This is a genomic window from Psychroflexus planctonicus (assembly GCF_014640195.1).
Lineage (GTDB): Bacteria > Bacteroidota > Bacteroidia > Flavobacteriales > Flavobacteriaceae > Psychroflexus > Psychroflexus planctonicus.
In genome coordinates, this window is sequence record NZ_BMGM01000008.1 from 56726 (window position 1) to 71338 (window position 14613).

Consider the following 14613-nt stretch of genomic DNA (forward strand, 5'->3'; position numbering starts at 1 on the left):
AAACAATATGAAAATTAAATCAAACCTTTTCTTTCTTACATTTCTAATTACCGCTGGTTTAATATTTACATCCTGTAGCAGTGACGATGACACTCAGGGAGAAACCGGAGAAGATTCTAGAGTGTTGAACGTAGAAAAAGCTGATGGAACTTTATACTCAGATGGTGAAGTAATTACCTTCAATAAAGCTGGAGGTAATGGCACTCGTCCTGAAGATGTTCAATTAAAATACTATTTAAAGAATGTTGGTAGTGAAGACATTAATGTTAAAATAGAAGTATTAGAATTTAGAGGAACAGATGGATCTGATTTCACTTTTTGTGTGCAACCACTTTGTATTTTTGAAGTAACCGAAGGGCAATCGTATCCTCCAAATGGTACGGTAATTTCACCGGGTGAATATAATAGTCAAGATGATTATTTCATTAATAATGATATTGGTGATGAAAACACAACATCTATTGAGTATGATATGCGTTTTTATGTAGAAGATGACAATGGTAATCAAACTAACGATTTGACTATTACTTATCAATACATGCCAAACTAGTTCATGCCTCATAAACCAATTTCACACTAATTGGTAGATATTCTTTTAAACAATGTAAATTGTAAAGAAAAATGAAAAGAGAAGAATCCTTGGATTTCCAATGTGATTCTTCCTTTTTTAAGTTATAATAACATGTAATTGTGTTTATAAAATTCATTAAAAATGAAAATTAAAAGTCCTAGTTGTATACTCATGATGCTCCTATTAATTTTTGTGAGTTGTAGTGAGAAATATGAGATAAATGTAGGAGAATCTGGAATTTTTGCAATCCACAATGCAAGCACTAGAGTAGTAGGTGAAGAAACACTTATCCGTGTGTTTACAGAAGAAGGAACAGAAGTTACCAGCGAATCTGTTATTTATGTAAATGGAGAAGAAATTCAGGATAACAGCTTTGTTGCAAACGAAACTGGTTTTTATGAAGTAGTTGCTAAGTATTTTAACTTAGAGTCTACTCAACTTTTTGTTGAATATCAAGATGGAAGCCAAACCAACTACAGAAAAAGAGTTCTTGTTGAAGATTATACAGGTACTTGGTGCGGTTGGTGTCCTAGAGTTGCTGAAGGCATGAAGTTAGTAGGTGATATTTCTGAAGATATTGTTTTTGTAGCCATACATAGAGCGCCTGTAGGAACTGCAGACCCTTATAATTATACCAACGCAGAATCGCTAGAGCAATTAATCAATACACCTGGTTATCCAAAAGGTTTTATCAATAGAATAAATCAGTGGGAATTCCCCGAACCTTTTAACATTGATCAAGTGTTAGCGTACACCCAAGGGAGTAATCCTAGATTAGGCTTAGCTTTAAATTCATCTGTAAGTAACAATAAAATAAACGTAGATGTAAAAGTTGGGTTTGCAAAAGATTTCCAAAATTTAAAATTAGTAGTTCAAGTGTTGGAAAACGGATTGGTTTGGCCACAAGTAAACTATACAGAGTATTACGACGGATTAAATCCAGTAGAAAATTATGTGCACGATTACACGCTTCGCACAACACTCACGGATATTTTAGGAGATGAAATTCCTAATGCCGAATCAAGACTAGATAATACCTGGGTTAAAAGTATTGCATATGATATTCCAGACTTTATTGAAGATGTGTCTCAAGTAGATATTGTAGCTTTTGTAGTTGATGAAAGCGGGGAAGTGGTAAATGTTAGAAAGTCAAGTTTAGGCGAAAATCAAGAATTTGAAATGCAATAAAAATACTTTAAGCATTCCATTTTAAAACAAAAAAATCCTGCTTTCAATTGAAGCAGGATTTTTCATTTTAAGCTTTCTTTGTGTTGTCAAGAGCTCATGTTTGTCGAAGTTTAGAACTTTGACGCATAACTTTTCAAGTTTAAAATATGTAATCAAATACTTGATTTTACATTCCGCCAAAACGTTCAAAAGCTGCTTTTTGCAAGCTTTCACGATGCTCTGGATGTGCAATAGAAATCAATGCTTTTGCTCTTTGCTTTAGGTTTTTCCCATATAAATCTACAATGCCAAATTCAGTAGCTACGTGGTGAACGTGAGCTCGTGTAGTAGTTACTCCAGCACCTTGATTTAAAAATGGAGTAATTTTCGAAATTCCTTTTTTAGTAATTGACGGCATGGCAATAATGGCTTTACCACCTTCAGAAAGTGAAGCACCACGAATAAAGTCCATTTGTCCACCAACACCAGAAAATTGCATCTTTCCTATAGTATCTGCACAAACTTGACCTGTTAAATCAATTTCTATTGCAGAATTTATAGCAGTTACTTTTGGGTTTCTTCTAATAATGGCAGTATCGTTAGTGTAAGCTGCTTCTTTAAAATGCACTATTGGATTGTCATCTATAAAGTTGTAAAGTTTTTGTGAACCAACTGCAAAACAAGTTACAATTTTTCCGTTTTTAACCGCTTTATGTTCACCCGTAATCACGCCTTTTTCAACCAAAGGAAGGATGCCATCAGAAAACATTTCGGTGTGTATTCCCAAACCTTTTCTATCGCCTAAATTATTTAAAACAGCATTGGGTATCGCGCCAATTCCCATTTGTAAAGTGGCTCCATCTTCAACTAAACCAGCTATATGTCTTCCAATTTGTTGCTCAGTTTCATTAGGGGTTAAGGCTGCGTGACTATAAATATCGGTTTCAATTTCAACACCAAAATCAATTTCGTTTATGTGTATATTGCCATCACCATGAGATCGTGGAACTTTTGGGTTTATTTGAGCCACAACTATTTTCGCTTTTTGTACAGCGGCTAAACTAACATCTATAGAAGTTCCTAAAGAGCAAAATCCGTGTTTATCTGGTGGCGAAACATTTATAAATGCTACATCTAAAGGCAAAATATCATTTTTAAATAACAAGTGAATTTCACTTAAAAAAATAGGAATATAATCGCCAATATTAGAATTTACGGCTTTGCGTACATTACCGCCAACAAAACAAGAATTGGTTTTAAAAGCGCTAGAGTAAGGTTCTTGCGTGTAAAGCGCTTCGCCTTCGGTGTGCATTTGCACAATCTCTACATCAGAAAGTTGCTCATAATTTTTACAAAGTCCATCAATTAAATATTTCGGAGTCATTGCGGCACCCTGAAAAAAAATACGGTCGCCTGATTTTACTTTGCTTACGGCTTCTTGAAGATCTACATAATTCATATATCAAATTTTGGGCAAAGGTATAAACTCTTTCAATTATTAACATTGATAATTGTCATCAAAAGGATATACAAAGCTTAAGCAAATTTTAAAACATGCCAGTCTTTATTATGCTTACATTTGAAATATAATACCAACTTAATTTTTAAAATTTACTTTCATGAAAAAAGGACTTAAAATATTCGGGATTGTAATACTCGTCTTATTAATTATATTAATCGCTGCTCCCTTTTTGTTTAAAGGAAGTATAGAGAAGTTTATTAAAAAAGAAATCAATACCAACTTAAATGCAAAGGTAACTTGGGAAGAAGTAGACCTGAGTTTAATTAGAAACTTCCCAAACGCATCGGTTGGTTTACAGCAATTGCTTGTTGAAAATAATGCTCCTTTTGAAGGAGACACCCTTTTTTATGCAGAACAATTAAATTTAAAAATGGGGCTGATGCAGCTTTTTAAAAATGAAGGCTACAGCTTAGATGAAATTGTTTTAGATGAATCTCTAATTTATCTAAAAACCAATGCTGAAGGGAAATCCAATTGGGACATTGCCAAAGCAACAGAAACAGAAGCTGAAACAGCAGATGAAACACCTTCGAGTTTTCAACTGGATTTGAAGCATTATGAAATTAATAATTCTGAAATTATTTTTATAGATGAACCAGGCCAAATGGCTTTCAGTTTAAAAGAACTCAACCATTCAGGAGATGGAGATTTTTCAACTAGTGTATTTAATTTACGAACGCATACCGACTCTAAAGTGAGTTTCGATTTAGAAGGAACCAACTATTTATCAGACAATTTTATTCAGTTAGATGCAGAATTGGGAATTGATTTAGATCAGATGAAATTCAGCTTTTTAGAAAACGAAGCCATTATCAATCAACTTGCTTTGCGCTTTGATGGATATTACCAAATGAATGAAAAAGATGCCGAAATGGACATCAAATTCAATACACCAACATCCGATTTTAAAAACTTTTTAGCCTTAATTCCAGAAGCTTACGCCAGTGATTTAGATGGTGTTGAAACTTCAGGAAATTTTGATGTAGACGGTCATGTTTATGGAAAACTAGATGATACATATATTCCGAAATTAGACATTAAAATGAAAAGTGCTGAAGCTTCCTTTAAATATCCAGATTTACCTAAAAAAGTAGAAGATATTTTTATGGACATCCATATTTTAAACACTAGCGGTTTAGTTGAAGACACAGAAGTAAAAATAAGCGATGCCCGTTTTAGAATAGATCAAGACCAATTTGCTGGAAAGTTAAATTTAAGCCGATTAACCACCAATATGTTAATTGATTTAGATGCAAATGGAACATTGAACTTAAGTAAGCTTAACCAAGTGTATCCCATTGAAGGAGATTTAGATTTAAACGGAAAACTTCTAGCAGATATCAATGCAAAATTCGATATGAATGCCATTGAAGAAGAACGCTACCAAGATGTGCAAACCAAGGGAAATTTAAAATTAACCGGATTTCATTACCAAGATGAAGATTTGCCAAACGCATACGACATTAGCGAAGCAGCTGTTCAATTTTCTACAAACAATATTCAACTGAAGAAGTTGAATATGAAAACAGGAAGCACAGACCTTTCTGCTCAAGGAAAATTAGACAACCTTATGGGTTTTATACTTAGTGATCAAGCCTTAAAAGGCAGGTTTACTGCAAGTAGTAAGAACTTTGCCATTTCTGACTTTATGATGAAATCTGAAAATGAAAATGAAGAATCTGATGCTAATGAAAATTCAAAAAACAATACACAAACTGAAGAAGCTATTAAAATCCCTGACTTTTTAGATATTGTTTTAGATTTCTCAGCAGATAAAGTTTTATATGACCAAATGCAACTCAGTCAGGCTACAGGAAGTATGATTATTAAAAACGAGACCGCAAGTTTACAAGATGTTTCAGCAAATTTATTTGGTGGAAGCATTACACTTAACGGGAATGTTTCAACACGAAATGCTCAGCCAGATTTTGATATGAAGTTAGGCCTTGCTCAAATAGACATCTCTCAAATTACGCAGCAAATGGAGTTAGCAAAAAGTTTAGCACCAATTGCTTCAGCCTTGATAGGAAAAGTTTCTACCAACATAGATTTATCAGGAAATTTAACCGCAGATTTTTCTCCAGTTTTAAGCAGTTTAGTAGGTGGTGCACTTGCGCAAATTAATAGAGCAACGGTAGATCCAAAACAAACGCCTTTACTGAATCAATTGAACCAAAATTTAGATATAATAGATTTCTCTAAAATTAAACTTGATGGCTTAAGCACACAAGCTAGTTTCAAAAATGGAAAAATAGATGTAAAACCATTCGACTTTGAAGTAGAAGGAGTAAATGTAAAAGTTAATGGGAGTCATAATTTTGATGCCAGTATGAATTATACCTTAGATTTTAAAATACCAGCAAAGAAGTTTGGAAGTAGCTTAGGTAGCCAATTAGCTAAGTTATCAGGTGAAGATGTAAACCAGATGTACGTTAACTTGCCAGTAACAGTTGGAGGAAGTTTTACCAATCCAAAACTACAAATGAATATGCAAAATGCAGTTCAAGAATTAACTGCGCAAATCATTGAAAAGCAAAAACAACAGGTAAAAGATAAAGTAGAAGATAGGATTAAAGATGAAGTTGGAGATTTGTTAGGCGGTAATAATAAAAATGAGTCCGATTCAACTAAAACAAAAGAAAAAGAAAAGGTCGAAGACCAAGTGAAAGACATTCTAGGTGGAATGTTTGGAGGTAAAAAGGGAGATAAAAAATAATAGAAAATCTTTTAACCTGAGTTCGATTATATTCACAAAGTTAAAATCAATACGAATAGTAGAACTTCGGTTTTAATTAACTTATTGGTTTTCAGTTTTAGAGAAATTAAAAAAGCTTTGAAAAATAATTTAATAAGCATGGGTTTCATAAATTAATTTATTTCTATATTTGCAATTCGAAAAAATAAACTGAACGTAAACAATTACATATGTTAATAATTAAAGTAAAAGATGGTGAAAAGATAGATCGCGCGCTTAAACGCTTAAAAAGAAAATTTCGCGATACTAAAGTTTTACAAACCTTGCGTGACAAGAAAGAATTTACAAAGCCTTCTGTGTTAAACAGACAACAGCTTAAAAAGGCGCAGTACATTCAATCCATTAGAGAAAAAGAGAACCTGTAAACATTTACAAGTTCAGTTTTTAGATATATAAACCAACACCTTTTTAGGTGTTGGTTTTTTTGTTGGATATTTTTAGCTTTTAATTTTATTACAGCAAATATGAATGCTGTATTTTTGAATTTCAAAAATGTATATGAAAAAAATATTAGCATTTTCAGGTTCTAATTCTAGCACTTCAATTAACGCAAAATTACTTCGTCATGTAGTAAAAAAAATTACTAGTCATGAAGTAACTTCAATAGAATTAAGCAACTACGACGTACCAATTTATTCGGCAGATATTGAAAAAACAGCGGGAATGCCATCACCAAGTGTACAGCTAAAAAACTTGATAGATGAGCACCAAGCTTTGATTATTTCGGTAAATGAACACAATTCAGCACCATCTGCTTTCTTCAAAAATCACATCGATTGGCTTTCTCGGGTAGATGCTAATTTTTTACAAGGCAAGAAAGTTTTATTAATGAGTACTTCGCCTGGAAAACGAGGTGCTAAGTCTTCTTTAGAATATGTGAGAGATGTTTTATTTCCACGCTTTGGTGCTCAAATAGTAGAAAGTTTTAGCTTGCCGTCTTTTGGAGAAAATTACGATGAAACCAGTAATGAGTTAACTAACGAATTATACGCCTTAGGTTTAACCGATGTGGTAACCAATTTTGAACAAAATTTACTGAATTAATTGAGAACGAGTAGAAAATATACTATTGAAAATCAAACTGATTTTAAACAGTCCTTACTTTCTTGGGCGCAGCAATTTTCTACTTTGGTTTGGTTAGATAGCAATCAATTTCCTAGTTTGTATGCAGAATACGACGCCATTTTAGCTGTTGAAGAATTTACAGCTATCAAAACCGATTACCACCAAGCATTCGAACAATTAAACGAATACCAGCAAACTACAAAAGATTGGATTTTTGGCTACTTGTCTTATGATTTAAAAAACGATACCGAAAACTTAACTTCAACTAATGTTGATGGCTTGCGTTTTCCAGATTTGTACTTCTTTCAACCCCAAAAATTATTTTTACTCAAAGGAAATCAATGTGAAGTTTTATATCTAAACCTTTGTGCAGATGAAATAGAAACGGATTGGGAAGAAATTGAGAATTATAAACTTCCAGAGACTATTGAAGCCAATTTACCTGATTTAAAATCTAGAATTTCTAAATCTACTTATCTCAAACAAGTAAATCAGATTTTAGCGCACATCCATCGAGGCGATATTTACGAAGTGAATTTTTGCCAAGAATTTTATGCCGAAAATGCCAAAATTAATCCATTAACCACTTTTGAAGCCTTAACCGAAATCTCACAAACTCCATTTGCTAGTTTTTGCAAATTTGATGAATTATATGCCTTAAGTGCAAGTCCAGAACGCTACTTAAAAAAAATAGGGAATAAAATAATTTCTCAACCCATTAAAGGCACAGCTCCTAGAAGTGAAGATGTAAATGAAGACAATAGTTTGCTGCAGGCATTATTACAAGACGAAAAAGAAAAGTCAGAAAATGTAATGATTGTTGATTTGGTAAGAAACGACTTGTCTAAAACAGCAGAAAAAGGAAGCGTTCAGGTTGAAAAACTTTGCGAACCTTACAGCTTTAAACAGGTACATCAACTTATTTCTACGGTTACTTCTACTTTACAAGAAGGTAAAACACCTGTAGATGTTATTCAAACTACCTTCCCGATGGGAAGCATGACGGGCGCGCCAAAAGTTTCTGCCATGCAAATTATTGAAGCTACCGAAAGCACAAAACGCGGTTTGTATAGTGGTGCAATAGGCTTTTTTTCACCCCAAGGCGATTTCGATTTTAACGTAGTAATTAGAAGTATTTTGTACAACCAAAATGCTTCATTTGTAAACTATATGGTAGGTAGCGCTATTACTGAAAAATCCATTCCTGAAAAGGAATTTCAAGAATGTTTGGTAAAAGCTAAAGCGCTGCAAAACGTTTTAGTACCTGAATTAGAAAGCAATTATTTTGGATAATTTATGTTAGCTAATTTCAAAAAACATATCGATGCTTCCTTTCTCAAACTTGCACAAAGTAAAGTTTTGGTTGCGGTGAGTGGTGGAGTAGATTCGGTAGTTTTAGCCCGATTATTACACATGGTTAATATTCAAATAGGGATTGCGCATTGTAATTTTCAATTGCGTGGAGAAGCTAGTAAGCAAGACCAATTTTTTGTGGAAAACTTAGCAAAGGAATTGGATTGCCCATTTTACACGATTGATTTTGAAACCGAAAAAGAAGCGAAATTTGCAGGCGAATCCATTCAGTTAACCGCAAGAAAATTGCGTTATGCATGGTTTTATGAAGTGGCAGAACAACATCAATATCATTGTATAGCTACTGCACATCATGTAAACGATAGTTTAGAAAATTATGTAATGCACAGCATTCGCGGTACTGGTTTAAAAGGTCTTCTAGGCGTGCCACAACAAACCCAAAAGGTAATTAGGCCATTGCTTCCGTTTAGCAAGAAAGACATTCAGCAGGAAGCTGAGCGTCAACATTGGAAATGGCGTGAAGATGCATCCAATGAAAAAGATACGTATTTCAGAAACCGAATTCGCCATCAAGTTGTTCCTTTACTGGAACAAGAAAACCCAAATTTGCTGGCTTCCTTTCAGCAAACGCTTCATAATTTGCAACAAAGCCATAATTTGTTAGAAGATTATTCAACTTTGTTGTTCAAAGAGCTTATTTCTGAAGAGAAAAATTACTATGTTTTAGATCTTCATAAGCTCAAAAAACTTCAACATCCTGATGCAGCTTTATATCAATTGCTAAACAGTTTTGGTTTTACCGACTGGCAAAGTGTTTACGATTTAAAAGATGCAGAAACAGGAAAACAAGTTTTGTCTGAAACACATACACTAGAAAAAAACAGAGACCAAATCCTGATTTTTATCAATCAAAAACAAGCCAATAATATTGAAATTGCTATATCTGAAACCGATAAAGTAGTTAAATTTGGCCATTCTGTTTTAGAATTGGAAGAAGTAGAAAAAATAGGCGAAGTGGCAAAGCAAATTGCTTATTTAGATCGCCAAAAACTTAAGTTTCCCTTAAGTATGCGCTTGGCTAATACAACCGATCGGTTTTATCCCTTAGGTTTGCAGAAGCAAAAAAAAGTGAGTCATTTTTTAAGGGATGAAAAAGTGCCGACTTCCATAAAAAAACAGACTTGGGTTTTATGCTCCAATCAAGAAATTGTTTGGGTGATAAATCACCGAATTAGCGAAAAATTTAAAGTAACCGAAAACACAAAGAAATGCCTAAAAATAAGTTGTCTAGAAGCTTAATATTTGTTTTTACAAGTTTAGTTTTATTATTCACCACTAGTTTACAAGCTCAATTTGGGCAACCAACTGAAACAACTCAAGAAGAAGAAAATTACCTTTCTTTTGAAATAGAGGCTGTGCCACAAGGCGAAAATGTGTTTGAACTTCAAATAAAAGCTAACATAGCAGAAAATTGGCATTTACCATCACAACGTCCTATTCCAGAAGGCGAAAATGGACCAATTCCTACAGAATTTACTTTTGTTTTTGAAAATGAAGCTTACGAATTAATCGGTGAAACAAGCGAACCAGGGGGAATCGAAAAATTTGATCAAATATTCAAAACCGACTTAAAGTATTTTATAGATGAAGCGGTTTTTACACAAAAAATTAAAGTAAACAACGCAGATGAAGCTTTGCTTTTAGATGTGTTGTTTATGATTTGCGACGACGAAAAATGCTTGCCTCCCGATGTAGAAGCTTTTGAGTTAAACTTCGATTTGGCTTCACAAAGTTTACAAGTTTCAGGTCAAAAAATAGAAGTAGATGAAGCTGACCAAAAGTTGACTAACTCCTTAAAAATTGACTTACAGGAAGATCGTTTCACTTTAGCTGAAAAAGAAAACGAAGAACCCGATACCAATTTTACCATCTTTCTTTTAGGTTTTTTTGGTGGTTTTATCGCTTTGCTCACACCCTGTGTTTTTCCTATGATTCCGTTAACGGTTTCCTTTTTTACCAAAGGCGCAAGAACCCGTAAAATTGGTTTGCTAAACGCTATTATGTATGCGGTTTTTATTGTGGCTATTTATTTAATATTAAGTATTCCGTTTCATTTGTTAGACTCAGTTAATCCTGAAATTTTAAATAATATTTCCACCAACACCTATTTAAATATTTTCTTCTTTTTAATATTCATCATTTTTGCCATTTCCTTTTTTGGCTATTTCGAAATTACATTACCGCAATCTTGGAGTAATCGATTAGACCAAAAAGCGACCAGTGTGGGTGGATTAATCGGTGTGTTTTTTATGGCGCTTACTTTGGCTTTAGTTTCCTTTTCGTGTACAGGACCAATTTTAGGTTCATTGCTTGGTGGTTCTTTATCTGGCGATGGCGGAGCTACCCAACTCTCTTTCGGGATGGGCGGTTTTGGTTTGGCCTTAGCCTTGCCATTTGGCTTGTTTGCTTTGTTTCCAAATTGGTTAAATTCTTTACCCAAATCAGGTGGTTGGATGACTACCTTAAAAGTAGTGCTAGGATTCTTAGAACTCGGTTTGGCCTTCAAATTTTTATCGAACGCTGATATGGTAGAACATTGGGGCATTTTAAAACGAGAGATTTTCATCGGAATTTGGATTGTAATCGCTTTAGCGATGACCTTGTATTTATTCGGAAAAATTAAATTTCCACACGATCCTGAAAAACCTATTTTGAAGCCAACACGCATTATTGTTGGTATTCTAACCTTGGTGTTTGCTATTTATCTAGTTCCAGGTTTAACCAATACGTCTCACGCTAATTTAAAGTTGCTCAGTGGTTTTCCACCACCTATGTTTTATAGTGTTTACGACAAAGAAACAGACGGACCTTTGGGCTTAAAAGCCTATAAAGATTTTGATGAAGGCGTTGCCGCTGCAAAAGCTGAAAACAAACCTATTTTATTAGATTTTACGGGTTGGGCTTGTGTAAATTGCCGTAAAATGGAAGAACAAGTTTGGAGTGATCCACGTGTTTTTGAAACCATTCAAGATGAATACATTTTGATTTCCTTGTACGTAGATGATCGTAAAGAATTGCCAACAGATCAGCAATTTAATTACGAGCGTCCAAAAGGCGGCGTAAAGCAAATCAAAACCATTGGCGATAAATGGGCTACTTTTCAAACCGTAAATTTTGAAAATAATTCGCAACCTTTTTATGTGCTCATGGATGCTAATTTTCAAATGCTGAATAAAACAGTTGCTTACATGCCAGACGTTGAAGCTTACTTGGCTTGGTTGCAGCAAGGTTTAAGTGAGTTTAAGGAGTAGTATTATGATTATTCTGTCAGTCCGCTTGAAGACACGGAGCCTTATCCTGATTAAACGGTAACAAGGATAAAGAAAGATTTTGTTAAATAAAATACTACTGATTCCAAATCGTGTGTGAGGAATGACGGCTAGTAAATTAATTCACTATAATACTTCCGTTTATTGCAGGATGATTGCTACAAAAGTAACTGGATAGCTGGTTGGCTAATTCTTGGGTTAAGGTAAAACTGAAAATAGTTCCTTCTACGCTAAAGTTTACTTCTTCGTCATTTTCAAAGTTACCTTCAATGGCTTCAGATTGGGCTAGCAGGGTTTCGTTTGTTCCATCTCTTAATTCCAATGGATGGCTTCCAGCATTAACTACGTTGATGTTGTAACGTGAACCAACGGACAATGTCCAAGTAGAATTGTTTTCACTTAAAGTAGAAACATCTTCATTTCCTTCAATTTCAGACACAAAATAAGCAAGATTTGCTTCGTTATCTAAGGTAAAATTTACATCTTCATCTTCATCCGGATCTTCTAAATCTGATTCGGGTAGAATTACATCTTCTATTACGTGAAGCACTCCGTTGGTAGTTTGTACATCTCGAGTGGCAAATTCAATTTCTCTTCCATTTATATCTACAATAACATTGTTTTCCGTATCGTAAGCCAAATCTCCGCCCAAAGTTTGAATATTTTCTTCGGTAAAATCGATTTCTCGCAAATTAGAATTGGTTAGCAAATGTAAATTCAATATTTCAGTTAGAGTAGCTGCATCAATTTGGTCTAAATCTTCTAATCCTAGCAAAGATAAAGCCGTTGTAAAGGCTTCATTAGAAGGAGCAAAAAGCGTGATAGGAGCAGGCTCGTTTTCTAAATTGGTATCTAAAGTTTCTAAGTAATCAGGTTGATCTTCACGCGAAAGTGCAGTAAACAAAAAAGCAAAATTAGGATCGTTATTTACAAAAGTACTGAGCTTTGGAGTTTCAATAACTTGGTCTACAATATGTATTGTGCCATTTGATGCTTCCAAATCGGGTTCGATTACTTGACTGCTTGCATTTAAAAATATGTTTTCGCCAAGAGTAACCAACAAACTTAAATTACTCTCTCTTTCATTAATTGTGACGCTAGCTTGAGTATCTAAATACCTATTGGATAAATCTCCAGAAGTGGCATTTCCTTGAACCACATGATTCAAAAGAAAATTAATCATTTCACTTTCTGAAAAATTATTAGTGTCTATGTTTTCAAAAGCTGCATCAATAGGCGCAAAAATGGTAAATGTACCTTCGTTTAGCACTTCGTCTAAGCCATATTCTGTTAGTAAGTTACTTAATATAACGTGTTCATCGCTATTTGCAATTATCTCTGAAGTTGTTGGTAAACCCAATATCGGTTGGGTATTGCTATCGTCTTGATCACAAGAAATGAATAAAGTGAAGATGAATAAAAAAGGGAGTTTAACCGAAAGTTGCTGTAAGGTCATTTGTTTTTGTTCAAAATTAGTTAACTGGATGAATTTAAAAAAAGTATTCGCTGTAAACTTATTACTGAATTGATTTTCGTTCATCAAAACCAGGACGTTTAAATTGATTTACTAACGGAAATTGGGTTAAGATATTTCGTTTTAGTCGTTCTAATTGAAGCAATAAGTTTAAAATGAAATCTTCGTTTTCTTCATTTAGCATTTCTAGTAAGCTTTGCCAAGCTTTCATCGAGTTTTCAATTCCTATTAAAGCTATTTTTGCAGCAGCATGATGCATGTTCTGAATTTCGTCTTCAAATTCAGCGTCGTGCGGAAAAAACCGAATAGAAGTAGACAGCTTAACCGAAATTTGAAATTGGTACCAATTGATGATGCTTAAAGCTTCATCTATAATTTGGATTGATTTTTTGTGCTTTTCTACATCTACACCAATTTCAATTAAATGAATCAACTCAGCTTTTTCTTTTTCAAAATAATCCTTCTCTTTCAGCCACTGACTAGCTTTATTCGAGTATTCTTCAGCAGAAAGAAACAAAGGATGTTGCGTGGCTTCTTCAAATTTAGTTTGTCTTTCTTTTTCTAGTTCTTCATCGGTTTCAATAGCATCTAAATCTATTCCTTTTTCTTCTGCAATTGTATAAAGAAGTTCAATGGTTTTACTTAGACTTTTAGCAACAATCTCTATAAAATCATCTTGGCTATTTACATTTTTTAGTTGTTCTTGTTCATCAGCATACAACTTACACCGGTGGGCTAATTGGCATTTTTCGCACCAGCGATCGCAATAATTATAAATTCCAGGAATGTATTTTTCACTTTTCATACCTTTTTTTTGAAGAGTAAATTGGTTTTATTTAGCTTGTAAGATTAGTTTTTGTTTGCAAAATTGAAGCTTTATTTAAAAATTTCTTATTTGTCATAATAGTGTCCCATTGCAGAAATGATATACACCGTCACCACATTTTCAACTACTTCGTAAATCAATCGGTCTTTTTTATTGATTCTTCTAGACCAAAGACCACTAAGCTCATGTTTTAATTGCTCAGGTTTACCGGTTCCAGAATAGGGATGAACTTTTAATTCTTCAATAATTTTAGAAATTTTGGCTGTGCTTTTTACATTGCCAGATTTTTTATGTTTTGCAAAATCTTTCTTTGCTGTTTTTTTAATGACTATTCGATAATTTCCCATATGTCTTTATCTGCTGGGAGTTCAATTCCTTTTTCTTCTCTTGCCTTTTGAATTTTAGCAACAAATGCTTTGTTGTAGCTGCTTTCTGGCTCTTCGACCACTTGTACATCCTTTTTATCTACATGAAAAGCTTTTAGAAAAGCAAGTAATGCTTTTCCTTTTTCAGAATGTTCATTTATTTTAATAGTTGTCATGATGTTGAAGTTTTATAACACAAAGATATGATTTTTAGATGAATATATG

General features: G+C 33.7%; 13 protein-coding genes. 8 read left to right on the plus strand and 5 right to left on the minus strand.

Annotation, left to right across the window (positions count from 1 at the left end; genetic code table 11):
• The first annotated feature begins 7 nt into the window (after nt 1-7).
• Together IEV72_RS09735 and IEV72_RS09740 are read left to right on the plus strand one after the other, a co-directional pair.
• Nucleotides 8-550, plus strand: a complete 543-nt coding sequence (locus IEV72_RS09735; protein ID WP_188458918.1) for a hypothetical protein — start codon at nt 8-10, stop codon at nt 548-550.
• A 162-nt stretch (nt 551-712) separates the two neighbouring features.
• Nucleotides 713-1759: an Omp28-related outer membrane protein gene (locus IEV72_RS09740; RefSeq protein WP_188458919.1), complete on the plus strand. Its 1047-nt coding sequence runs from the start codon at nt 713-715 to the stop codon at nt 1757-1759.
• 166 nt (nt 1760-1925) lie between these two features.
• Here the strand turns inward: IEV72_RS09740 and IEV72_RS09745 are convergent, their stop codons facing one another.
• Nucleotides 1926-3197, minus strand: a complete 1272-nt coding sequence (locus IEV72_RS09745) for an acetyl-CoA hydrolase/transferase family protein (protein ID WP_188458920.1) — start codon at nt 3195-3197, stop codon at nt 1926-1928.
• Between the two features lie 160 nt (nt 3198-3357).
• Between IEV72_RS09745 and IEV72_RS09750 the strand changes: the two genes are divergently transcribed.
• The 6 genes from IEV72_RS09750 to IEV72_RS09775 all read left to right on the plus strand — a co-directional run bounded on the left by IEV72_RS09750 (nt 3358) and on the right by IEV72_RS09775 (nt 11705).
• A complete protein-coding gene (locus IEV72_RS09750; protein WP_188458921.1) occupies nt 3358-5976 on the plus strand; it encodes an AsmA family protein in 2619 nt (872 codons plus the stop codon).
• Nucleotides 5977-6185: 209 nt separating this feature from the next.
• Nucleotides 6186-6380, plus strand: a complete 195-nt coding sequence (gene rpsU / locus IEV72_RS09755) for a 30S ribosomal protein S21 (protein ID WP_188458922.1) — start codon at nt 6186-6188, stop codon at nt 6378-6380.
• A gap of 133 nt (nt 6381-6513) precedes the next feature.
• Nucleotides 6514-7059 carry an NADPH-dependent FMN reductase gene (locus tag IEV72_RS09760; protein ID WP_188458923.1) on the plus strand — a complete coding sequence of 182 codons (546 nt, stop codon included), beginning with the start codon at nt 6514-6516 and terminating at the stop codon, nt 7057-7059.
• Complete coding sequence (locus IEV72_RS09765; RefSeq protein WP_188458924.1) at nt 7060-8373, plus strand: anthranilate synthase component I family protein; 1314 nt, start codon at nt 7060-7062, stop codon at nt 8371-8373.
• Nucleotides 8374-8376: 3 nt separating this feature from the next.
• Nucleotides 8377-9693, plus strand: coding sequence for a tRNA lysidine(34) synthetase TilS (tilS, locus tag IEV72_RS09770; RefSeq protein WP_188458925.1), 1317 nt, complete (start codon nt 8377-8379; stop codon nt 9691-9693).
• Nucleotides 9663-11705 (plus strand): protein-disulfide reductase DsbD family protein, encoded by a 2043-nt coding sequence (locus IEV72_RS09775; protein ID WP_188458926.1) that lies wholly within the window; start codon nt 9663-9665, stop codon nt 11703-11705. The genes tilS and IEV72_RS09775 overlap by 31 nt, the downstream gene beginning before the upstream one ends.
• 136 nt (nt 11706-11841) lie before the next feature.
• Here the strand turns inward: IEV72_RS09775 and IEV72_RS09780 are convergent, their stop codons facing one another.
• The 4 genes from IEV72_RS09780 to IEV72_RS09795 all read right to left on the minus strand — a co-directional run bounded on the left by IEV72_RS09780 (nt 11842) and on the right by IEV72_RS09795 (nt 14564).
• Nucleotides 11842-13179 carry a fasciclin domain-containing protein gene (locus IEV72_RS09780; RefSeq protein WP_188458927.1) on the minus strand — a complete coding sequence of 446 codons (1338 nt, stop codon included), beginning with the start codon at nt 13177-13179 and terminating at the stop codon, nt 11842-11844.
• 61 nt (nt 13180-13240) lie between these two features.
• Entirely contained in the window at nt 13241-14002 is a 762-nt protein-coding gene (locus IEV72_RS09785; protein ID WP_188458928.1) for a hypothetical protein, read from the minus strand.
• Nucleotides 14003-14088: 86 nt separating this feature from the next.
• Nucleotides 14089-14370: a Txe/YoeB family addiction module toxin gene (locus tag IEV72_RS09790; RefSeq protein WP_188458929.1), complete on the minus strand. Its 282-nt coding sequence runs from the start codon at nt 14368-14370 to the stop codon at nt 14089-14091.
• Complete coding sequence (locus IEV72_RS09795; RefSeq protein ID WP_188458930.1) at nt 14352-14564, minus strand: DUF2683 family protein; 213 nt, start codon at nt 14562-14564, stop codon at nt 14352-14354. The genes IEV72_RS09790 and IEV72_RS09795 overlap by 19 nt, the downstream gene beginning before the upstream one ends.
• Nucleotides 14565-14613: the final 49 nt, after the last annotated feature.